Origin of the sequence: Heyndrickxia vini (assembly GCF_016772275.1) — a bacterium.
GTDB lineage: Bacteria > Bacillota > Bacilli > Bacillales > Bacillaceae_C > Heyndrickxia > Heyndrickxia vini.
The window spans coordinates 591,151-614,623 of the sequence record NZ_CP065425.1 but is presented as its reverse complement, the minus strand read 5'-3'; the positions used below and the strand labels follow the sequence as shown (position 1 = coordinate 614,623).

Below are 23,473 nucleotides of genomic sequence, written 5' to 3'. Positions count from 1 at the left end.
CTATATATGGTTTTGCTTTTGCAGATCATAATAGTAATTAGAAGATTAAATAATAAAACATTTTAAAACCAGATCAGTATTTTATATCGATGCTATAGATGGGGTATATAAATATACCAGTAAGGAATTAGTAATTAAAGTAGTTAAATAATATTACAACAAGAAAGGTGACTTTTCTATTTACAGATGGTTGTCTTTTTTTAATTTCATATCCAATTTTATTTAGCTTATCGACGAGTATTTCCACACTAACTAATACCGTGTATGAAATAAAATAATTTTTATTTACAATTCGACAAAATTCGATTATTCTACTCTATGGGGAAATAAGAAAAAAGTACTATTGCTGACGGATCGCCGTATGCGATGAAAGTCGCCTGTACGGTGAAGGCTCGTTATAAAGCTGAAAAGTATAAGACGAGAATAGTGAACCAGAAGGGTCAAAAGAAGTTTGGCCAATTGATACAGCTATAAACTTACGAGCAATACAGGGAGATCCCGGCTCAGGAGAGATAAGTGTATATTGGAACGGAAATAATGATCCCAATTGGTCTCATTATGAGATGTATATATTAGTTTCTGAATCTGGGGAAGCAAATGATACAATTCCAAAGTATGCTGATATTACATACAAAGGAAACGACGGATTTGGTGATAGGTATCCAACAGGTACAAGAGTATCTTATGCTTTATATTCTGTCATGAAGGATGGTTCTAAAACAGTTCAAAAAGTAACTGTTATAGCTCCTTAAGTTAAGATTTTACCTCACCATTAGGTGGGGTTTTTTCTTACTCATCAGGAACATCAAGCAACAAAAAAACATCGCGTTATTTTCTAAAACTGCACATTCCTTTAGTTGCAATTTAGCTTATCGACGAGGATTTTCAAACTAACTAAAACCAAGTAAAAAAAGGAAATAATTTATATTTACAATTCGACAAAATTCGATTATTCTACTTTATGGGGAAATAAGAAAAAAGAACTACTGCTGACGGATCGCCGTATGCGATGAAAATCGCCTGTACGGTGAAGGCTCGTTATAAAACTAAAAGATAGATAAGGTATAAGACGAGAATAGCGAACAAGTATTTAGTTATGTAAATTCAACTATTTCAATGAGTGGAAGTCAAAGTGTTGGTGGAACAGCAAATTACACCTTAACTGCTATAGATCAAGAAGGTCAGCCAATACCAAATTACCAATTTAACTTGAAATTAGCTATTATGGACAAAACTTCTACTACTACTGAACTATACGAAGTAAATGATAATCAATATAAAGGTAGTACAATGCATCCAACTACACATCAGCTGGTTGAAGTATTAACAAATCATATTGGTCTTACCGATTCCGATGGAAAAGTGGTAGTAAAAATTGAATATATGCCTAATGCCGGAGCCCACGATAATGAGGATGGTTGCTTTCCGATATGGTATGACGAAAATGGAAATAAAATTGGCGAAAGTTGGAATAAAACTCAAACACCACCTACTTTAGTTAAATAAAGAGAAGTATGTATATGACCTCACCTTTTTAGGTGGGGTTTTTTTGCACGTTTAGCACTTTAAGCGACTATACTCTATTACAAATTTCTCTACAAAAGCATATTTCTATTAGGTCTAATTAACTAATACATGTTTCTACGTTAATTTACAATTTACACTATGTAAAAAGTAAAGCAAATTTATATTTACATTTCGACAATCTTCGATTATTCTACTGATTGGGGAAATAAGAAAAAAAGTACTACTATTGACGGATCGCCGTATGCGATGAAAGTCGCCTGTACGGTGAAGGCTCGTTATAAAACTAGTAAGTATAAGACGAGAATAGCATACCTGAAACAAGTTTAAGTAGTGATACAAATATATATGTTGATGGTTTGAATTCCTGGAAATATCCTGATGAATCAGTATTATATGTTAGTTACAGCGAAACTCAAGGTACTGTGACACAACTTATAAACAGCTTAAGACTTAGCGATTCAAAGGCGGATCTTAAAGTATTTCCTGCAGAATCAACTATTGATAATGAAGAACAATTTAATAGTGTTCCAGAATCATTTAATTCCGATCCTGTTCTTAACTCAGGTTTAACTGTGGGATTAGTTAAAGTAGTTGTAAAAGCAGAGGATGGAACATTAAGAGAGTATGTAGTAGTTGAAAGAAACTATAGAGTATAGTAACCATTTGACCTTACCTAAGGGTGAGGTTTTTTCTTATACATTCGGAGCATTATGCAACACTGCTTTAACTTCAAAGTAGATTTATTTTTTATATTTATATTATACGTTGCATGTCATTCTTGAATAAATACGAAAGATTAATAAATTAAAAAGCAAATAATAAATATCCATTATTCCCCTCTCTATTTCTCATTCACAAAAACAGTCATTTCTTATTTTTAATTTAAATAAAAAACTTGAACAAATTCTAACTTTATTTTGTAAAATAAAGATGGGGAAGTAAGAGAAATGAACTACCACTGACGGATCGCCGTGTGCGATGAAAGTCGCCTGCACGGTGAAGGCTCGTTATAAAGCCAAAAGTTGGTATAAGACGAGAATAGTGATACATTAGCACCACAAGTGATTTCTATTGATATTAGAGATGGGGGAAACAATAGTCCTGCACATTATTTTAGCAATATAAACGATACAGTGCGAATTACATTTTCTGAACCTATGAATATATCAAAGCAGTCTTCGATTACAGTAGCTTCTATTGATCAACTCTTCAAAATAAAAGATTTTGATAGTAATCAAAACTTTGCTTCAAAAAATGTAGAAATAAAATTTGATAGCCCAACATCATTGCTATTAACAATAAAAGAGGTTCCTGATATATTTGGCCAAACATATGGTGTGCTAGAAGGGGATATTTTGACAATTGAAAATATAGATGCTGCTTTAAACATTTTAGAAGACATAGCAGGTAATTCACTTTCCGGTATCAAGAATGAGGCTTTAATTGTAGGTACGTTCTGAGGAAAAGCATTCTTTGAAAGGAAGGAAAAGGGAATACCCTTTAGAAAAACTTCTATTGAGTTTTTTTATTGAGAACAGTGCCTGTCACTCTACATTTTTGTGGAGATTAAGGAAAGTAGTTTGTGAATAGCTCTGTGGAGAATTCTTTACAGAGTTTTTCTTTTATTTTTTGTCAAAAATGAGTTTGTGAATACGATAGAAAAGAATTTCAATTAATATCGTAAGAGTTGTTGGGATTGCATTCCACTTTCCAAATTTGTTGAACTTTCGTAAAAACTAAAGTTTTTTTTATGAAGAATAGATTTATTGAATTTTTTCCCGTTCCAACTTTTTAGTCTTCAAATTAGCATTAATTTCTGAAACCTTAAATGAAAAGCCCTCCGGAGATTATTTTCCAAAGAGCTTTCCATCCATAGTATTCTACATCTACTAATCTTTCAAAAGACTCCTTAGATCGATAAGTACCTTAATCTTTCCGTTTATATTTTATTAATCAACAGAAGGTACTACTAATTCTTTTGTAACAATTTCAGAAATATTACCTGCATTATCAATAACTTTGATTTTTACAACATATGTTCCTGGAGTAGTAGAATAATCGGTAACTTGAACATAGTCCATATCTCCATTTAATTGATATCCTTTTTGAACTTTTGAACCAATTACCACATCTTTAGCTATAACATCAGAATATGCTGAGTTTTTAGCTGTTCCTGTGGAATAATTTTTTTCAGGTGGATTTACATTTGCAAGGTATCCGTCCCAGGTTTTATTCTTTACAAGTGGAGCACCTTCAATAGTATTAGTGATTGCAGTTAGTTTACCATTTTCATCTTTTGTAAAATAACTAAGTTCAACATCTGCTTTAGTTGTTAAATCAATTTCTTCACTAAGTGAGAATGATGCTAATAATGCTTGACCATCTAAAGCTAAACTAGCATTTTGAATAGTTGGTGCTACTGTGTCGCTATTCCCGACTTATACCATATATTTATGGCTTTCGCTTCGGGCCTACACCGTGCGGGCGCCTTTCAGCGCACACGGCGTGCTATCAATTGTAGAATTCCGAATTCTTGTATGTATTTATACGCATGTCAATATACCTATATTTTTTCTAAAATGAGGACCAATCGGAAATTGATTGGTCGCCATTATGATGTTATATCACTTATTTGGGGAAATAAGTTTTAATTCTACTACTGACTGGGTTCCTTCGCTCCAGCTAGTTTTCTCCTCCCCGCATGTTACCATACAGGTTCAATCGGCTAGCTATCTACACTACTATGAACCCGCCGCCATCCTACTAGCCTCACAGGTGCTAACCCACCTCTTCTAGTAAGACTTCAAACGTTCCATTGCTACCATCCCTCTTTTTGATGACCGTAGGCCTCCACTATTCAGAAATGAGAAAGACCAGTTTAATAGTTAATTGTGCTGATCTCCATTAAATCATTACGGATTTAAGGATGAATACTAAACTCCTAGCTATCCTTAATATTCACTACCTCATCCTGCCTAAACATGGATTCGTCTCCTAACCATAGTCACCTTTTATGGAACCCCGCCTCAACTTTATGAGTACGACTTCACCTGACTTCATCCCTTTGGCTGCGTTAGTGCTTCACTGGATGCAGGAGGATTAGGCACTTGCTCCTAACTATTTAGCAAGTGTGGGTATTTCACCCACAATATGGTATATCAATAGTTCAAAAAAACACCTCATGGTATTAACCACGAAGTCAAAGCATGAGGTGTTTTTGACTTTTTTCGCTAGCATACTAGCTTATAAAGTAACGTTTCGTTTAGTTTTATTAAGGAGTAACTTCACCAGCAACTACTTTGAAATTCAAAGAATTCACTTGTCCGTCTACTAAGTAAGTTGCAACAAAAGTATCACCTTCAGTAACACCTTCTATGTTAACATTGTTCTTACCATTATTTGTTACTTCAATAGCACCGGACTTATCATTATCTTTTACATTAGTAATAGTAATTTTAACTTCTTCTGGAGTATAATCTTCACCATATTGATCAACTAATTTTAAAACTGCATTAAGAGCAGACGCATCTGTATCTTTAGCATTTAAAGAAGTTGTTGCAACAGTTCCTAATCCGCCAACTAATTGATCTGCATCAAATTCTACTTTAGAAGTTTTTGGAGCAACTTTTGAAACAGTAACTTCTTTTGTTAAAGTTACTGGTTTTTCAGCACCATCAACAATAATAGTTAAGTTAACTTTAATTTCATTATTTGTGCCAAATACTGCAGCAACATCTACGCCATCTTTAACATCTAATGTACCATTATCATAAGATAATGCTTTATTGCTTGAAGTTACAGTATAATTTCCTTTTGGAAGTAATACTTTGTCACCTTTAGCAGTTACACCGTAAACTTTTAAAGTTCTAGTATATTCACCAGTTTTCGCATCAGCGTATACTGTATCGACATCTCCTACTTCATAAGAAGAGAAAGCAGACTTTTCAGTAACATTAAATGCAACTTTGATTGGGCTAGTTTTCACTTCTTGGAAAGTACCTTTTTCATCTTTCTTATAAAGAGTAAATGTAACTTCCTCGCTACCTTTAGCACCACCATTTACAACTACTTTATCGGTATCTTTAGCAATGTCAGTACCTGTTAATGTAACTACATCGCTTTTATCATCTTGTGTAGCAACCACTTTGTAGTTTGCAAAGTTATCAGCTAGTTTAAAAGTACGACCATACTGATCTTTTACTACAAAATTCTTTGCTGAAACTTCTGATTCTCCACCTACAGCAACTGTAGTTGTTACATCTTTTAATGATTCAATTGTAACACCTTCAGCAGCTTCCTTTACATCAAGGGTCAATTGAGAAACTTTACCTGTTTTTGTTGTTGCAAAGATAACTTTCAGACCTTTACTGTCAGGTTTATATTCAAGATAAGCATTACCATTTGTAGTATCTTCTTTAAGTACTGGTTTTGCATCTCCTGTTGCAGAGAAATCAACTAAACCTTTTAAATCTTTGAATTTAGTTAATGCATTACCGTATTGGTCTGCTGCAGTGAAAGGAATTTTCACAGTATCGTTAGCCGCTACAAGTTCATTTGGAGCAGTAATTGAAAAAGTATCCAATGAAGGAGCAGCTTTAACATTTACTTCAAACTGTGTTACTTTACCTGTGGATTTAGTAATAGCAGTGATAATTGCTTTACCACCTAATCCAAAATTAGCTCCAGCTTCTAATTCAAGACCAACTTCATTTTTATCTTTCCCTTGACCATCTTTAGCTGTTTTTACTTTAAGTAAACCTTCATTCGATGAAGTAAATAAAACATCATCTAAAGAAGAAGCTTTTAAAGCTTTACCATATTGATCTTTAACTTCTACCAATAGAGAGAAGTCTGATAATGTAGAATTACTGTTCAATTCTTTACTATCTTCATTGTAAATACCTTTGAAACTTAAAGTATCAACAACAGACTTATCGCTAATAGTAACAGTAGTTGAAACTACAGTGTTTGTAGCTTGATTGATACCAGTAAGAACAACTTTATCTCCCGCTTTTTTACCGTTAACACTGAAAGTTACAACACCTTTATTGTCATCATCTGCATCAGTGCCACTAGTTGCATTCCAATTTATGTTACTTGCTAATGCGGAATCAGTAATGTTTTCTCCGTATTGGTTTAATACACGGTAGCCTACTGAAGCTTTAGTATCACCAGATAAAAGTGGAGCAGTTTCACTTAATACTTCAATTTTAGCTACTTTTTCATTTTCTACCTTTACAGATCCAGTTAATGCTTGTTCAGATAAACCAGTAACATTAACAGTATACTCACCTTCATAGAACTTGCTAGCTAACTCAAGTTCAACTGATTTTTTATCAGCAGAAACTGTTGTTTTTGCAACATTAACAGCTACCGAACCTTTTTTAACTTCAAATTTCGCTTTAGTATCATCAATAGCTTTATTGAATTCTACCTTAATAGTTTTAGTGTTAATCGCACTTACACTTTCAACTTTAGCAACAGAAGCATATGTTACACGTACAACTTCGTTATTTTTGTTACCAGCTTTGTCAAAAGCAACAACGTTGAATGTGTTTAGGCCAGGGTTAGCTTCGTTGTCGTTGTTAAGTACAGCGTCAACTGCAACTTTATCGCCAGCTTTGTATTCAGCTTCTTTGATTAATTTACCGTTTTGGAATACTTGAACTTTTGTTACGTCAGAGCTTGCTCTTACAGTAAATGATTGTTCAGCTTTATCGTATTCTTTACCGTTTTCAAGTCCACCTTCAACTTTGATATCAGGTGCAGTTGTATCGTAAGTTACACGAACTACTTTATTAGCTTTGTTTCCAGATTTGTCAGTCGCAACGATATTAAATGTGTTTGCGTAATCTTTACCTTTTTTAATATCTTTATTTAATTTTACAGCTACTGAACCAGAAACAGCTTTGATTGTTTTGATTAATTTACCATTTTGGTAAACTTTGATGTTAGCAGTATCTGTGCTTGCTCTAACATCTAATTTTTGGTCAGCTTTGCTTAGACGATCACCGTTTTCTAATCCAGAATATTTGATTGAAGGTGGTGTCGTATCTTTTTTCACTGCTGCGCTAGCACCAATTGCTGGTACTACAGATGTTGCTACTACTGCAGCTGTTGCAGTTGCAGCTAGAAATTTACGGTAAGACTTTGGTTGGTATGTCATTTCCGATTGTTCCTCCCTTTTCTTCTCTCTTAATTTGTTATTAAACTAGTTTGAGACATTTCTTAGATGATTGATCATCGACAAAATGTCGAACAATCTTATTCTATGTATCTAATCATGTCGTCTCGAAGGACTAGTAAAATACGATTAAGCAAATTTAATCATTCCATAAACATTAGTATAAACCAGTATAAATTACCAGGTCAACTATATTATTCATAGATTGCTACATTATTTATGTAGAGGATAAATTTACTTGTTACATTTATTTTACCGTACTTGACACAAATTACAAGTATTCTAGGTGAAGTATTTTTTACCAATTTTACAAAAAACGATAATATTCAACCACACTCTACTTGTATTATCGACAGAATCTGTGAATGTTTAATACTTAGAAACTAACTTTTTCACATAATTTGACTATATTCAATAGGTAGGAAATATATTCGTAAAAAATCTATATATAATATGAAATAACTCGTAATATTTTTGTTAATCGGATGAGATATTTGTAATATTTTTTTAATATTATTTCATTATTCAGTTATTAAAAAAACGAGCAAATGCTCGTTTTTTATTTACCTATATAATTGTAGTAATCCAATACTCCTTGATAAATGGATTGTGCTGCTAGGTCGCTATATTCATCTGAAGCAAGCTTAGATGCATCCTCTTTGTTCGAAAGGAAGCCAAGCTCAATAAGAACAGCTGCTAGTGGATTATATTTCACTACTTGATATTCTTGTTGCTTCACACCACGGTTCGTTGTTTCAATCGCTTTTACAAGACGAGTTTGGATAAATGAAGCTAATTTCTTACTGTCATTTGCACGATCCTTCGGACCGCCATTATTATAGTAGGTTTCCGTTCCATTTGCGCTTTCTTTAGAGAACGTATTGCAGTGAATACTAATAAATGCATCGGCATTTGCTTTTACACCAACGTCGATTCGATCTTGTAGTGTTGGGTATGTATCACCCGTACGCGTCATAGCTACTTCGATGCCGGCTTTCTTTAATAATTTCTGAACACGTAAAGCAATATTCAGTGTCACATCTTTTTCAACAAGTTGATTGGCACTTGCACCTGGGTCTTTTCCACCATGTCCTGCATCGAGGGCGATGATTCGTTTGTTCACTGGCGTTGTGGATTGAAGGTATGTTGTGCGCACATATCCTGCTAATTTTCCAGACGTTACAAATGCCCAGCCTGCGTTAATATCATACATGGTTACTTTGGCATCTTTCTTTAAGACGCCGATAGATTTGTACGAAGTGCTCGGTCCTTGACGGATATTTAATCCAGCAACATTGACGATCCGTTGGCCATTCGATTTGCCGTGACCTGATACATCAGGCTTATCGTCTTTTGGCGGAGTCACCGGTTTTTCTGGTTCAGTTGGTTTATCCGTGTCTTTTGGTGGAGTCGTTGGTTTTTCTGGTTTATTCGTGTTGTCCTTTGGCGGAGTTGGTTTTGGATCTGGTTTTGGCTTTGGTTTTGTTGTCGTTGGTTTTTTTGCCGGGACTGCCTTTAAATATGTTTTGCTTACATATCCTTTTAGTTTCCCATCTATTATGTATACCCAGTTGCCTTTTATTTCATAGATGTTTACTTTTTTGTTCTTTTTTAATTGACCAACAGTTTTATATTTTGTTCCTGGTCCTGAACGAACATTTAAGGTTGTTGCAGTAACGATGCGTTCACCGATTTTTTTCTTAACTGCAGCAGGTTTTTTCTTAGCTGGAGTTGGTTTCTGCTTAGCTGGAGCTGCCTTTTTCTTTACGACTTTTAAGTAAGTGGCACTCGCATATCCTTTTTTACTTCCGTAAGTAATATACGCCCAGCCTTTCTTAATCTCGTAAACTTTCACCTTTTTATTCTTCTTTACATAACCGACCGATTTATATTTCGTGCTTGGTCCTGTCCGAATATAAAGGCTAGTTGCCGTAACCACCCGCTCGCCGATCGGCTTCACTTTCTTAATATCCGGTGGCTTAACAGTTGCGGCATAACCAATGTTTCCAGCCGATGTAAACATTAGGAAAATTGCCAAAACAAAAAATATGACTTTTCGCATTATTTTCACCAAAATGTTCCCCTTTCATAGTCTCATCATGTCATAGTTTATCATATTTTGCAGAATAAATTGGTATTTTAATAGAAATATTGGACTAGTTGCATGCATTTGGTACTTTTATACTAGTAAATGTAAATTTTTATTAAAAAAATTGTAGAAACCTAAGATAGGAATTCTAGAAACTATGTAACATTACTGCTCCAACATTTTGAAACACTGAGTGGATTGAAGCGGAAAGTGCGAGACTCCTGCGGGACACAGAGGAAATGTCGAAACCCCGCAAGAGCGCAGCAATGAGGAGGCTCGACTTCTCACCGCGAAAAAGCGAGTACCTGCAGCGGAAAGAAACTGCCCCTTATTCACCTATTACAATTTTCCTAAACGAGTCTTGCCTCAAACACTATCAGGACCACTGAGTGGATTGGAGCGGAAGGTGCAAGACTCCTGCGGGATGCAGAGGAAAAGTCGAGACCCCGCAAGAGCGCAGCGATGTGAGGAGGCTCGACTTCTCACCGCGAAAAAGCGAGCACCTGCAGTGGAAAGAAACGGCCACTTCTTCACCTATTACAATTTTCCTAAACGAGTCTTGCCACAAACACTATCAGGACCACTGAGTGGATTGGAGCGGAAGGTGCGAGACTCCTGCGGGATGCAGAGGAAAAGTCGAGACCCCACAGTCGCGAAGCGTCGAGGAGGCTCGACTTCCTCCCCGCGGAAAGCGAGCACCTGCAGCGGAAAGGAACGGGCTTGACCACAACCAAAACACCATAAAAAAGACATGGACCAAATCACCCATGCCTTCCCCTTATTACAATTTAATTTTGTGATAAAAATTATACGGCTTCATTTCATTAGTAAGCGGCCTTAACTCATAACCGTTATCTTTTAAAAACTTCAATATTTTGGGCAAAGCATCTGCCGTAGTTGGCTTATCATGCATTAAAATTAATGGTGTAACCCCATTCCTTTTCAAATCCTTAATTTGACTAATCGTATAATCCGCCGTTTTAGGTCCATTTAACCATTTCCAATCAAGACTATCAATATTCCAATCCCACATCTTATAGCCATTTTGATCCATTTTATCACGATATGGTTTTGTCATATAAGGTACACTTCCATATGGGACACGAATCATCACTGATTTTACACCACTAACCTTTTTCAAAGTTGCGAGACATGTTTTCATTTCATTCGATGCCGACGTCGGAGAATGATAAAATTTATTCTTGTCGTGGGTAACACCATGACAGGCAAGCCCATGACCATCTTTCTTCATCTTCTTTACAGCCTTTGTATGTTGCTTCATATTGTTATCTAGCATGAAAAATGTCGCCTTAGCCTTGTATTTATCTAATATAGAAAGAATGCGATCAACACTTGTATTCGGACCATCATCAAATGTGATGTACGCCGGCTTCTTCGGTTTAATCGTATACTCATATTTTTTATATACCTGTGCGATTGTTAACTTTGCACTTGAATTCGCTGCCCGGATAATCGGACCTTTTGAATAATGAGTAATTTTATATCCGAAATACGTTCCTACATAATTAAATGGTGCCACCGTTTTCTTTGCCGAACTTGTTAGTGAATAGGTTCTCTTTTTTCCCTCGACGGTTTGTAGAGTATTAGTTTTCGTGTTCAGTGTGATTTGTTTCTTCCCTTTTGTTAAATACACTACATGCTTTGCCTTGTTCGTAGATATCTTGATTCCTAGTTTTGTATAAAATTGAACTGGGGCATAAGTAACTTTTTTATAAATATACGGTTTATCTGTCTTAAACGTAATGACTTGGTCATTCACAGCAACAAATACTTTCTTTTGCTCACTTGCACTGGCAGATTGATTGAATACTAGAATAGACAGAAAACAGGCAATGATGAAGGATATAATCGGTTTTTTCCTCACTATTCTTCCCCCTCGTAAGATGTTGTAGTACTTTTGTAACATAATTGTAATCTATTTTAAATCAAAATGGCGAAAAATTTTGTCAAAATTTTCACCATCTATAGTATATTTAATGAAGGATATTCTCGAAATCTGTCAAATTATTTTGTTGGAGGTACTTCCTAAATTATGAAAAAGGGAATCTATTCTTTCTGCTTGCTCTTCTTTACCTGTTTCTTCTTTCAAATAAACTCGTCACACGGTATAAATTCCGTTCATGCGGCTAGTAAAGACATCGTCAATCCAAATCAAACATATACATATAAAGAAATGGTTCGTGATATTAAAAAATTGGCGAAACAATATCCCGACATCATCCATTACAAGATCATCGGAAAAAGTGAATATGGAAAACCATTGTATGCTGTATCTTTAGGTACCGGGAAAGCGACGGTTTTCATCAATGGCTCCCACCATGCGAGAGAATGGCTGACGACAAATCTCAATATGTATATGCTCGATCAATATGCCCAATACTATCTGTCGAAGAAAAAACTCGATGGCTACGATGTGAGAAAAGTACTAGATCGAACAACGATGTGGTTTGTCCCAATGGTCAATCCGGATGGGGTTACGCTTCAGCAATCCGGCTTAAAAGCTTTTCCAAAAAAGGATCATGCGAAGCTCATTAAAATGAATGAAGGCAGTAAAAGTTTCAAGCGCTGGAAAGCGAACGGAAAAGGCGTCGACCTAAACCGCCAGTACGATGCTGATTGGAAACATATTAAGTTGGATCCTGGAAAGCCTAAATGGAGCCTATACAAAGGGAAAGCCCCTGTAACTGCAAAGGAAACGAAGGCAATGGTCGCTTTTGTAAAAGAAATTAATCCTGAAATGGCAGTTGCCTATCACACAGCGGGAAAAATTCTTTATTGGAATTTCCACCAGTCGAAAACATTGTATAAACGCGATCTTGCTTATGCGAAGGCGATTGGCAAATTAACGAAGTACAAACTTGTTTATCCGGGGAAAAATCCATCAGGCGGCGGCTTTACGGATTGGTTCGTTTCTAAGTACAAACGACCAAGCTTCACTCCTGAGATTGGAAACTATCCTGGAAATACGAATCTCAACGTCTCACAATTTAAGCAAACTTGGAAAGAAAATAAATTAGTCGGGCTATATGTTGCGAAAAGCGGCTATGCCCTATATGCAAAAAAACATTAAAAAGCTGAATCTTTTTAAGCCGAATGTGCTTCTAAAGAATATGGGGATTTAACTCCTTATATCGAATGAAGCAAATTTTCTTATGACAAAACATATTTTACTTGATTGATATACTTATAGAAGGGAAAAGGAAAATGAGGAACGAGAAGAAAAAAACAAAGAAAAAGAAAAGATGGCTAACCGTCTTACTTATTATTGTAGGGGTCTTTGTATTAGGTGGAGGTGCCTATGCCTATTCGGTTTGGCATTCCTTTAATAGCGCAGTGAAAACGATTCATACACCGGTTGAACGTAAGCAGCCTGTCAAAAGACATGAAGAGGTAACCGTGAAAAATGGCGATCCATTTTCCGTTCTTCTTCTCGGTGTGGATGAACGAAAAAATGATAAAGGTCGTTCAGATACGATGATTGTTATGACCGTGAATCCACATACTAAATCAATTAAGATGTTAAGTATTCCCCGTGATACACGGACAGAGCTTGTTGGTCACGGAACCGTTGATAAAATCAACCATGCTTATGCTTACGGCGATGTGGAAATGTCGATGGATACAGTGGAACAGTTTCTAAATATTCCGATTGATTATTATGTAAAGGTGAATATGGAAGGATTTGAAGATGTTGTTGATGCAGTAGGCGGCGTCAAGGTCCATAATGATTTAGCCTTTTCCGCCGGCGGTGTGGACTTCCCTGTTGGGGATTTAACACTTAATGGCAGCAAAGCATTGAAATTTTCAAGAATGCGTCATGATGATCCGGAAGGAGATTTCGGCCGTCAAAAACGTCAGCGTGAAATTATTGAAGCCATCCTAGATGAAGGAGCAAGCATCTCCTCTCTATGGAACTATGACAATATTTTTGATGCACTTGCTAAAAATGTGAAAACAAACTTTACCTTTGATGAAATGCTTGGTATTCAATCGAAGTATAAAGATATTCGAAATAATATCGAAGAGTATAAAATTAAAGGGGAAAACGAATGGATTCCTAATGCAGCAGGAGACAACATCTACTATTATGCTGTTACCAATGAGGAGCGACAAAAGATTTCTGATCAATTAAGGAAGCATTTGGAGCTGGGACAGGAAACAGTTTCTGCGGGACAATAAGGGAAAATTGAAGACAGAAAAAGGGGAATCCGGAAGTCGAGAATTTGACTTCCGGATTCCTTTTTTTACGATTCGTTTTCTGTTTTTGCATCGGGATTTTCTGCTGCGTCCATTGGAATATACCCGATTCGACCGAGATAATTGATGACGTACCAATCTTGAATGGTTTCGATATAGCTTATTGATTGGTCTTTATCAATCGTTCCGAGTGTTTGTTGCCTGGATGGATCTTCGTTGATCGTCGTGCTTTCTATCAATTTGATTGTTCCGGCGGTTTGATTTTTCGGTTTACGAATTGTTGCTTGGTAAATAGGTGTTGTCGCTGATTTTAATACATATACTTTTGTCGTTCCTAATTGAAGTTCACTGTAGCCCCCTACTTCTTTTATCCGCGGAAAAATAATCCCCTTTTTTAAGGTGCCGATTTTTTGTTTATCGTTTGATGTTGTTGTGTAAATCGGTGTTCCTTCTTTGTTGATTTGAATGTATGTTATCGCCTTTGTGAACTGTAAACTCACATTTTTTTGATGAATAAAAGCAGAACGGTTTCCAACCGTTACTTTGTAATAGTCATTACTCATTGATGTTGCTTGAAGTTGGATATCTTTGTTGATTGTTGCAAGTACTTTTCCTTTTGATGAAGCTGTTTTTAAGACGGGTGCTGTTTTTAAAAGCTTCACCTGATATATTTCGCTCGGTTTTGAAAATCCGGTAATAGGTGCTTTAGCATAGCTCGTTACAGATTTTTTTTGAATATAGCCTTTGCTTGTGCCGAATTGAATGGCTAACCATGGACCTTCGTTTGTTATTACTGCGAATGTTTCATTTTTCTTAAGTTGGCCGATTTTCTTTTTCTTATCAGTAGATTTGTAGACGGAAACATCTGTTTTTGTTTTAAAATAAGCGACATCGTTTTTCACTTTATGATGTTTGTATACGATGGCTGCCAGTTTAGAAATGACTGTTTTTGATTTTTCATACGATAACTTATTCGTCATGATTGCGAGGACGAATGGATTTTTATCGTAAATGACTCCGACGTCATTCGATACTTTACTATCTGGGATCATTCCGACTTTATGGGCGATTTTCACGCCTTTTATACCTTTTGGAATCGTTTCATTGTAAATCGTATGTTGCAGGTAGTTCAACAGTTCTTTTCCATTTTTGCTTGTTTGGGCATAGTCATATAGATGCTTCGCGTAAATGGCTAAATCGTGTGATGAAGTTTTGTTTTCGCCCTTAGGATAGGCGTATGTTCCGCCAAGCTTCTTTATGTACTTAATAAAATTGGCTTGTCCGACTTTTTCTTTAAGCATGATGAAGGCAATGTTGTCGCTATAGATCATTGCTTTTTTAACAAGGTCTTTAATTTTGTACTTTGTTCCAATCTTGTCGTTTTGGATAACGCCGCTTCCGCCGTAGTAATGATAGCGTTTGTACGTTAATTTTTCGTTTAGATTGATTTTTTTGGCATCGGCCAGCTCCATTACATACAATGCGAGCGGAAGCTTAATGGTACTTGCTGCTCGATGTGATTTCTTACTATTGATGGCAAACGTCTCTCCGGTTGTCAGGTCTTGATATTCAAGCGTAATGTCCCCACCGGATTTCTTTATGTATTGTTTTAGCTCATGGGATAGGTTTTTTGTAAATGTTTGATAGGATGTTTCGATAGTTGTTGCTTGGGTATCGGGTCCTTTTATGGAAAATAGCAAGAATAATAGAATAAGAGTAATAAATGCCTTTTTTGTCGTTCTCACCTAACTAACCTCCTGGTCCTTTTTTACTATTATAAGAGGTTGGGACGGGAAGTTGTGTCGGTTTGTGTCGATAAATGGTAGTTTATGTGTTTGTTGATGGGTTACATGTGCTTTAGGGTGGGGATTGACGATGAAGTTTTGGGTGTGATATGGTGCTTTGTTGACCAAGTTTGGGTGGAATTTCTCTTCTTGGGCTACAAAGCAGTGCTTTGATTACCAAGTTCCTCTGATTTCGGCTGTCTTGGGCTTCATAACCTCTCTTTAACTACCAAGTTCCTCAACCTTCTATTAACTTTGGCTTCAAAACTATTCATCAACATTCCTAACAAAAGGAAAAAAATGCATAAACGGTGCCTGGCACCATTTATGCATTTTTCCACATATTTATTAGCTTTTTTGTATATTTGGTGCCTGACACCAATGACATCTATTTAATGGCACTTATTTAAAGATGTTGGCGACTTTTTGGACGACGAGTTTGCTGCCGCCTCCTTTTTGGACTCCTTCGATGAGGATGGAGATGAGAAGGTTTTTCTTTTTGGCGTCGTAGGCGACGAAGACTCCGTTTTCTTTGCCTTTCTCGTCTTTTGAACTTTTTAGTTCGGCTGTACCGGTTTTGCCGGCAAGTTCTACGTTTGGAAGGTCCGCTCCATGTCCAGTGCCTCGTGGGTCGGCAACGACTTGACGAAGCATGCCTGCGATGGATTTGGCGTTATCAGCACTAATCACATGTTCCTTCCATATTCCTGTTTTCTTTTCATCAAGCAGTAAGTATGGCTTGATCATATTTCCGTTGTTTAGGAATGGCGTGTAGGCGGTAGCTAATTGCAAAATATTCGTTAGCATTTGCCCTTGGCCATACCCTGTATCACCTAACAGAATGCTGCCGTCTTTCAATGTTCCGTCCGAAGAAACTTGCGATTTTTTCAACGGATACGTGAATGGAATTTCTTCGGCAAAGCCAAAATTCTTTAAGCCTTTAACAAATTTGTCGCCACCCATGTCAAGAGCCGTTTGGGCGAAAAAGATGTTGTCTGAATACATCATGGCTGTTTCCATATTGATTGGTCCGGATGTTTCATGCACGCGGGTAATGGTATAATCTCCCCAGCCGCCGCCTTTTCCCCATGTTTTTCCGTTTATTGTTTTCGTACTGCTTGTTTTCAATGTGCCATTTTCCAACGCAATCGCACCAGTAATTGGTTTAATCGCTGAACCTGGAGCATATGACAAAGCAAAACGATTAATCAATGGTTGAAGCGGGTCTTTTTCAAGCTTCGCATATTCTTTACTCGATACCCCTAAAGAAAAATCATTCGGGTCAAATGATGGCGAACTGACCAATGAAAGTACTTCTCCGGTAATCGGATGGATAGCTGAAGCCGTTCCAGCATTTCCTTTCATTTCGTTATATATTTTCGTCTGTAAATCGGCATCGATTGTCACTGCCACATTTTTTCCGTTTTGTACGGGCGTTTCAGCGACCACTTTTTCTGTACCGTCAGACTTCTCGATGGAAATCGTTTCCCCTGCTTTCCCGCGCAATTGCTCATCAAATACTTGCTCAAGGCCGCGTTTTCCAATCACACTGCTTGCTGTATAGCCTTTTCCCTTTTGCTTCTCTAATTCTTCCGCTGTAATCGGACCGACATATCCGACTAAATGGGCAGTCGCTTCACCGAAAGGATAAACCCTTCCTTCTGTATCTTGTTTATCCACACCAGGAAGCGCGTACAGTTTCTGAACTAGTTCTTCTTTTGTAGATGGGATTTTTTTGATCGGTACGAATAAATCCGGCTTTACCCATGAAGCATTTAATTTCTGATCAATTTCTTTCACAGACATATCTAGTAAAGATGCTAATTGCGTCTTCACCTCTTCATCATGTCCATCCATTTTTTCCGGAATAATACCGATTTGAAATACTTCACCGTTTACCGCAAGTTCACTGCCATTGCGATCACGGATTTCGCCTCGTTTCGGACTTACCGTAACAGGCTTAATTTTATCGCCTTTTTCAAGTCCTGGTAAAAGTAAATCCGGCTTCCAATCAATATACCAATTCGATTTATCATTTTTCTCTTCTTTTTTCAGCGTCACATTCTCTTTATATTTCACATCACCAGCCATCGTTTTAAATGAAATTTGTACTGGAACTGATACTTTATCTTTCTTTTTAAAATCATCTTCTGCTAACTTTTTATAGGAGACTTGTAAATCGCTAATTTCAAGATCCTTATACACTTTTGGATAACGATCAACAAAGTCCTTAGATGTATACTCTTTTTTAGCGCCCGATGTTAAATAATCTTTGTACATTTCTCCAAAATTATTTTTATTCCAAAGCTTCACGTATTCATCTAATCGATCATTAGGTGAAGGTTCTTTTTCACAGGCTGCTAAAACAAATAGTAACATGGCAAACATAAAGAATATCTTCTTCACAATTAGCCTCCTCAAATTTGACTTCATACCTATTATACAAAAGATATGGACATCTATTCTAAGAACTTGTTCTTCTTTTCAAAAAATCCTCTTGTTTTGAATCGGAAATTTTTAAACATTACTAGTTTTTAGAAAGAAACCCCTACTTATTTCTCAATCTGTAAGAAAACAATCTTTTTATGCTAAAAAGGGGGTACAATTGTCGAAAAATTTGATAGAATAATAGACAAAATAGTAATAATGGGGGGAAAAGCGTTTTGAAAAAGACGATCGTGTCGGTTGCTGCAACCACGATAATTACCACAGCCGTCGCTGCACCATCCATGGCCGCCACTTACAAGGTTAAAAAAGGCGATTCTTTGTGGAAAATTGCTAATAAATATGACACATCCGTAACTAATTTAAAAAAGCTAAACAATTTAAAAAGTGACACGATTAAACCGAATCAAGTGTTAACCGTTTCCAAATCTACTAAAACGGTTTCAAGCGTATCTACAGCAAAAAATACCTCAACCACAAAAACATATACCGTGAAAAAAGGGGATTCTCTAAGTAAAATTGCTAACACATACAAGGTTACGGTCGCTAATTTAAAAAGTTGGAATCATTTAAAATCCAATATTATTTATCCCGGAGATAAATTAAAAGTTTCAAAACCAAATTCAACCACGACTCAGCCGAAAACACCTGCTGCCAAACCGGCTTCACCAAAGCCATCAACACCGGCAAAATCACCAACACCACCTGTTGCTGGGACGACCTATACAGTTAAATCTGGGGATTCTTTAAGTAAAATTAGCAAAGATTTCGGCGTATCTATCGCTGAATTGAAAAAACTAAACAAACTAACATCCGACATGATTTACGTTGGTCAAAAGCTCATCATTAAACAACAAGCCGGACAAACGACGACTCCTCCTCCAAAGGTAGATACACCAGCAGGATTAGATACATCGTTTTCTGCAAAAAAAGTAATTGATGAAGCAAAAAAATTAGTTGGGATTCCATATGTATGGGGTGGATCCACTCTGAACGGATTCGATTGCAGCGGATTCATTTATTATGTATATAACAATGCAGGATTATCTTTACCTCGCACATCAAGTGAAGGGTATTACAGTCGTTCCTATTATGTAACAAAATCACCACAACAAGGCGATTTTGTGTTCTTTACAGATACATATAAAAGCGGAATCTCTCATCTAGGAATCTATATCGGAAACAACCAATTTATTCATGCGAGTTCAGACGGAGTACAACTTTCCTCACTGGATAACTCCTACTGGAAATCGCATTTTGATGGATTTAAACGGTTGTATGAAGCCGAATGATCATCTAGCGATTTTCTTCGATAGGAGTTGGAGCTAGATTATTCAGTTACTATTTAGGACCAACTATTACAAAAACATACAATTTGTTACCATATAAGAGAACCGGGCAAAAGAAAATCTGAGCCCGGTTTTTTTTATTTGAATCCAATAACTGATATTTATACATCATATAATTGCGCATTTTTTTTGGAATATTGAGGCGCACTGTTCTATTGCCGTATTAATTTTCCTAAGTGTGGTGTGGATGCCAGTATGAAAAGGCGTGTTTGTTTGTTCGGTGTATACGAATGCTTACGATGCATGCAGGTATTAGGCGATTTTCTCTTGTCTCCTGCTCGAATGTTAGCTTTGCATGCAGGGGAAGGGCGATTTTCCCTTGTTTCCTGCTCGAATGTTAGCTTTGCATGCAGGGGAAGATCGATTTTCTTTTGTCTCCTGCTTGAATGTTAGCTTTGCATGCAGGGGAAGGGCGATTTTCTTTTGTCTCCTGCTCGAATGTTAGCTTTGCATGCAGGGGAAGATCGATTTTCCCTTGTCTCCTGCTCGAATGTTAGCTTTTCATGCAGGGGAAGGGCGATTTTCCCTTGTTTCCTGCTCGAATGTTAGCTTTGCATGCAGGGGAAAGGCGATTTTCCCTTGTTTCCTGCTCGAATGTTAGCTTTTCATGCAGGGGAAGGGCGATTTTCCCTTGTCTCCTGCATGTATGTTAGCTTTTCATGCAGGGGAAGGGCGATTTTCCCTTGTTTCCTGCTCGAATGTTAGCTTTGCATGCAGGGGAAGATCGATTTTCTCTTGTCTCCTGCATGCATGTTAGCTTTGCATGCAGGGGAAGGGCGATTTTCCCTTGTCTCCTGCATGAATCCTCTTGTCGCATGCAGGAGATAGCGGGATACACTGGTTCAAACTAAAAATTAAACTCTTATTTCTGCTTATCGTATAAATACAACCCATAGTCTTGCATTACAGATGTGTGTCCCAATTGGCGCAGCATTGTTGCAATATTCCCGCGATGATAGGAGCCGTGTGTGACAACATGCAGGACACTTTCAGCTACAGACGTTTCGAGCAATCCAGCATATGGGTTATCCACGACAATAACCCGATCCGGATCTTCTTCACAAAGCAGCGACGTGTACTTCTCAGTTAGTTCAGCAAAATTGGTTTCCATTTCATCAATACCTATTGCTTCTAAATACTCACGTTCCTGATTTGCAAATGAAAATGCATCCTTCATGCTCTTACCAGTCAAAATGTCATACCAAATTAAGTCCACTGTATAAATATGTGCGATTACCTTTGAAATGGTGGAAAAGCCACTTTGGCATTCCTGGAAATAAACTTCCGTTGGGAGTTCTTTTAACCGATTAATAATGACCCCATTTGCCCATGCATGATAGTTGTACATTTCTTGTATAGGTTGCATTCTTTCCCCTCCAATCTTTTGATATGTATTCAATTACCATGTAAACCATTCCTACCCCAACGAACGAATTTCAATGTTTTCTTGTTGCAATGTTTGAACAATCTTTTTTGCGATGGCTACGGCATGTTGTCCGTCGCCGTGGATACAAATGGTATCAGCCTTTATAGGAATGTACCCTCCACCGACTGTTTTCACCCTTTTTTCTTTAATCATTTGTAAAATTTGATTGAGGGATTCTTCTGTAGTGGCGATCAGCGCATTCGGTTGACTCCTCGGTGTTAATGTTCCGTTTGGTTGATAGGTGCGGTCAGCAAACACTTCATGTGCCACTTGCAACCCAATCTTTTCCCCTGCGTTGGTCAAGGCACTACCGGATAATCCATATAAGATAAGTTGTGAATCTAGATCAAATATTGCTAGAGCCAATGCTTCTGCAAGTTCTGAATCGACAGCTGCCATATTGTAAAGAGCTCCATGCGGCTTTACATGGTGAATGGTTGCGCCATAAATTTTTGCAAAAGCTTGAAGTGCGCCGATTTGATAGATTATCAGATTGTAAGCTTCAGATGGCTGGATGGACATTTCCCTTCTCCCAAACCCTTGAAGATCCGCAAAACCCGGATGTGCACCAATTTTCACCCCCCTTTGAACTGCCTGCTTCACTGTCTCCCTCATTACATTTGGGTCACCTGCGTGAAAACCGCATGCAATATTTGCGGAAGATATGTATTTCATGATTTCAATATCATTGCCAATCGTATATCGACCGAAGCTTTCTCCTAGATCACAATTGAGATCGATTTGATGCATGGATATCATCCTTTCATTTTTTCCAGGATTTGAATTGTTTTTGCCTGTTCTCGATAGATTTTCTGTGCCTCTTGGAGAGTGACTTTCTTAAATTCAATTTCATCCCCTGGCTTTCTTTGTGCGAGGATTCGTAAATCGGCAGTGATGACTTCCCCAATTTTCGGGTATCCGCCGGTTGGTTGGCGATCGGCCATCAGAATGATTGGTTGACCATTTGGCGGAACTTGGATCGTACCGAATGTTGTTCCTTCGGTGATGACCTGGTCATCTACAGTCGTTCGCAAGATTGGTCCATTCAATCGATACCCCATCCGATTGGATTGGATATTTATTTTATATGTCTCCCCTTCAAGTTCACTGCTGAACCAATGAGCATGCCTGCCTTCCACATAGCGAATAGTCGTTTGGTTCATATAGGTAAATACGGATGGTGATAGTCGTTGTTTGAGGTTTGGAATGTTGCTAGCTTGATAAATAGATAGGACATCGCCGGATTCGAGCCTTTTGCCAATATTGGCATTTAAATAGGTACTCTTGCTATGTAAAACTTCCGCAACATTGAATCCCCCACTTACAGCAAGATAGGTTCGACACCCTTCCCTTGCTTGTTTAAAGGAAAGAACATCTCCTATTTTTACAAAAATCGCTTTGCCATTTCGCACCGGGATGTCGTTTATTGTTGGTGACATGTCGGCACCACAAATAGAAATATAGGTATTTTCGTCGAATTCAAATGTGGCACCAATCATCGTCATTTCGATAACCGCAGCATTTAGGTCGTTGTTAACGATACGATTTGCGAGCTTCATCGCCCATGAATCCATCGCACCTCCGACAACAAACCCATATGCCTGATAGCCATGCCGCCCACCATCTTGAATAGTCGACAATAATCCTCCTTTAATTATTCGGACCCCCATCTCATTCCCTCCATTTCGGCAAATTCCTCACAGGTAATCGGATAAAACTCGACTTGATCTCCCGGCTGTAATAATGTTGGATGAGTTTGGTCTAGGTACAACAACGGCATCGGCGTTCGACCAATGATTTGCCAACCACCAGGTGTTTCAAGTGGATAAATCCCCGTTTGTCCGCCCGCAATCCCGACTGATCCTTTTAAAATTTTCGCACGCGGTGAGTCTTTTCGATGAGTCGCAATTTTCTCGTTCATACCGCCAAGAAACGGAAACCCCGGTGAAAAACCGAGAAAATAGACATCATAGGTTGTCGAAGAATGGATGTCGATAACATCCTTTTCTGACAAACCATTAAACTCCGCAACAAATGATAAATCGACGGCAAACTTTTTGTCATAGCATACTGGAATTCGTATGATCCGCCCTTTAGATGGCCGTCTAAACGGAGCTTTTTCAAGCCTTAAAGTGACTTCCCGGCAAATCGTTTCATATGGAAATGATGATCGTACTTGAAGCGGATCATAGTGAACCGTTAACGTCGTGTAAGCTGGAACGACTTCAATCATACCTTGAAAAGGATCATTTCTAAGCAGTTGTGCAGCCGCAAGCACCTTTTCATTTGTTTCGTGATTGATTTTATTGCCAAATTCAAGAATAACCGCAGAATCTCCTAATGGATACATCAACATCTCCTCCCTTTCGATTAAGTTTTCGGTTTTTTTAAAATTGTAACATAAAAAGGAAGATATTTATGATTGCAATTCCTGCTTATAGCAAAGGCATT

Annotated in this window: 17 protein-coding genes; 7 read left to right on the top strand and 10 right to left on the bottom strand. The window is 37.5% G+C overall.

The window, feature by feature from the left end; all coding sequences use genetic code 11:
• Positions 1–563 precede the first annotated feature (563 nt).
• The 4 genes from I5776_RS03295 to I5776_RS03280 all read left to right on the top strand — a co-directional run bounded on the left by I5776_RS03295 (position 564) and on the right by I5776_RS03280 (position 2,987).
• A complete protein-coding gene (locus tag I5776_RS03295) occupies positions 564–752 on the top strand; it encodes a hypothetical protein (RefSeq protein WP_202778956.1) in 189 nt (62 codons plus the stop codon).
• A gap of 364 nt (positions 753–1,116) precedes the next feature.
• Complete coding sequence (locus I5776_RS03290; RefSeq protein ID WP_202778955.1) at positions 1,117–1,506, top strand: hypothetical protein; 390 nt, start codon at positions 1,117–1,119, stop codon at positions 1,504–1,506.
• Between the two features lie 377 nt (positions 1,507–1,883).
• On the top strand, positions 1,884–2,183 hold the full coding sequence (locus I5776_RS03285) for a hypothetical protein (protein WP_202778954.1): 300 nt from the start codon (positions 1,884–1,886) through the stop codon (positions 2,181–2,183).
• A 405-nt stretch (positions 2,184–2,588) separates the two neighbouring features.
• Positions 2,589–2,987 (top strand): hypothetical protein, encoded by a 399-nt coding sequence (locus I5776_RS03280; RefSeq protein WP_202778953.1) that lies wholly within the window; start codon positions 2,589–2,591, stop codon positions 2,985–2,987.
• A 489-nt stretch (positions 2,988–3,476) separates the two neighbouring features.
• Here I5776_RS03280 and I5776_RS03275 read toward each other — a convergent pair whose 3' ends face one another.
• From I5776_RS03275 to I5776_RS03260, 4 genes are all read right to left on the bottom strand, one after another.
• Positions 3,477–3,656 carry a hypothetical protein gene (locus I5776_RS03275; RefSeq protein ID WP_202778952.1) on the bottom strand — a complete coding sequence of 60 codons (180 nt, stop codon included), beginning with the start codon at positions 3,654–3,656 and terminating at the stop codon, positions 3,477–3,479.
• A 1,142-nt stretch (positions 3,657–4,798) separates the two neighbouring features.
• Entirely contained in the window at positions 4,799–7,693 is a 2,895-nt protein-coding gene (locus tag I5776_RS03270; RefSeq protein ID WP_202778951.1) for a hypothetical protein, read from the bottom strand.
• A 577-nt stretch (positions 7,694–8,270) separates the two neighbouring features.
• On the bottom strand, positions 8,271–9,773 hold the full coding sequence (locus I5776_RS03265) for an N-acetylmuramoyl-L-alanine amidase family protein (protein ID WP_246483983.1): 1,503 nt from the start codon (positions 9,771–9,773) through the stop codon (positions 8,271–8,273).
• 808 nt (positions 9,774–10,581) lie between these two features.
• Positions 10,582–11,685: a polysaccharide deacetylase family protein gene (locus I5776_RS03260; protein ID WP_202778949.1), complete on the bottom strand. Its 1,104-nt coding sequence runs from the start codon at positions 11,683–11,685 to the stop codon at positions 10,582–10,584.
• Between the two features lie 168 nt (positions 11,686–11,853).
• Here I5776_RS03260 and I5776_RS03255 point away from each other — a divergent pair, with 168 nt between their 5' ends.
• Positions 11,854–12,891, top strand: a complete 1,038-nt coding sequence (locus I5776_RS03255; RefSeq protein WP_202778948.1) for a M14 family metallopeptidase — start codon at positions 11,854–11,856, stop codon at positions 12,889–12,891.
• A 134-nt stretch (positions 12,892–13,025) separates the two neighbouring features.
• A complete protein-coding gene (gene tagU / locus I5776_RS03250) occupies positions 13,026–14,000 on the top strand; it encodes a polyisoprenyl-teichoic acid--peptidoglycan teichoic acid transferase TagU (protein ID WP_202778947.1) in 975 nt (324 codons plus the stop codon).
• Between the two features lie 65 nt (positions 14,001–14,065).
• On the opposite strand, the gene I5776_RS03245 is transcribed toward tagU, so the two are convergent.
• Both I5776_RS03245 and I5776_RS03240 read right to left on the bottom strand, forming a co-directional pair.
• Complete coding sequence (locus I5776_RS03245) at positions 14,066–15,763, bottom strand: serine hydrolase (RefSeq protein WP_202778946.1); 1,698 nt, start codon at positions 15,761–15,763, stop codon at positions 14,066–14,068.
• A 441-nt stretch (positions 15,764–16,204) separates the two neighbouring features.
• Positions 16,205–18,208, bottom strand: coding sequence for a penicillin-binding transpeptidase domain-containing protein (locus tag I5776_RS03240; protein ID WP_202778945.1), 2,004 nt, complete (start codon positions 18,206–18,208; stop codon positions 16,205–16,207).
• Positions 18,209–18,465: 257 nt separating this feature from the next.
• Here I5776_RS03240 and I5776_RS03235 point away from each other — a divergent pair, with 257 nt between their 5' ends.
• Positions 18,466–19,539 carry a C40 family peptidase gene (locus I5776_RS03235; protein WP_246483897.1) on the top strand — a complete coding sequence of 358 codons (1,074 nt, stop codon included), beginning with the start codon at positions 18,466–18,468 and terminating at the stop codon, positions 19,537–19,539.
• 919 nt (positions 19,540–20,458) lie between these two features.
• Here the strand turns inward: I5776_RS03235 and I5776_RS03230 are convergent.
• The 4 genes from I5776_RS03230 to pxpB are packed head-to-tail and all read right to left on the bottom strand — an operon-like array spanning position 20,459 to position 23,372.
• Entirely contained in the window at positions 20,459–20,962 is a 504-nt protein-coding gene (locus I5776_RS03230; protein ID WP_246483896.1) for a DinB family protein, read from the bottom strand.
• Positions 20,963–21,013: 51 nt separating this feature from the next.
• The gene (locus tag I5776_RS03225) at positions 21,014–21,772 is read right to left on the bottom strand and encodes a LamB/YcsF family protein (protein WP_202778944.1); all 759 of its coding nucleotides are present in this window, start codon (positions 21,770–21,772) and stop codon (positions 21,014–21,016) included.
• A 5-nt stretch (positions 21,773–21,777) separates the two neighbouring features.
• Entirely contained in the window at positions 21,778–22,692 is a 915-nt protein-coding gene (locus I5776_RS03220; RefSeq protein WP_202778943.1) for a 5-oxoprolinase subunit C family protein, read from the bottom strand.
• Positions 22,677–23,372: a 5-oxoprolinase subunit PxpB gene (gene pxpB / locus I5776_RS03215; protein ID WP_246483895.1), complete on the bottom strand. Its 696-nt coding sequence runs from the start codon at positions 23,370–23,372 to the stop codon at positions 22,677–22,679. Before pxpB ends, I5776_RS03220 begins: the two co-directional genes overlap by 16 nt.
• Between the last annotated feature and the right edge of the window lie 101 nt (positions 23,373–23,473).

Bases quoted from the DNA above. Each gene is read 5' to 3' on its own strand.
- I5776_RS03225 (WP_202778944.1), bottom strand. From the start codon at position 21,772: ATGCATCAAATCGATCTCAATTGTGATCTAGGAGAAAGCTTCGGTCGA.
- I5776_RS03230 (WP_246483896.1), bottom strand. From the start codon at position 20,962: ATGCAACCTATACAAGAAATGTACAACTATCATGCATGGGCAAATGGG.
- pxpB (WP_246483895.1), bottom strand. From the start codon at position 23,372: ATGTATCCATTAGGAGATTCTGCGGTTATTCTTGAATTTGGCAATAAA.
- I5776_RS03255 (WP_202778948.1), top strand. From the start codon at position 11,854: ATGAAAAAGGGAATCTATTCTTTCTGCTTGCTCTTCTTTACCTGTTTC.
- tagU (WP_202778947.1), top strand. From the start codon at position 13,026: ATGAGGAACGAGAAGAAAAAAACAAAGAAAAAGAAAAGATGGCTAACC.
- I5776_RS03290 (WP_202778955.1), top strand. From the start codon at position 1,117: ATGAGTGGAAGTCAAAGTGTTGGTGGAACAGCAAATTACACCTTAACT.
- I5776_RS03295 (WP_202778956.1), top strand. From the start codon at position 564: ATGTATATATTAGTTTCTGAATCTGGGGAAGCAAATGATACAATTCCA.
- I5776_RS03265 (WP_246483983.1), bottom strand. From the start codon at position 9,773: ATGCGAAAAGTCATATTTTTTGTTTTGGCAATTTTCCTAATGTTTACA.
- I5776_RS03220 (WP_202778943.1), bottom strand. From the start codon at position 22,692: ATGGGGGTCCGAATAATTAAAGGAGGATTATTGTCGACTATTCAAGAT.
- I5776_RS03270 (WP_202778951.1), bottom strand. From the start codon at position 7,693: ATGACATACCAACCAAAGTCTTACCGTAAATTTCTAGCTGCAACTGCA.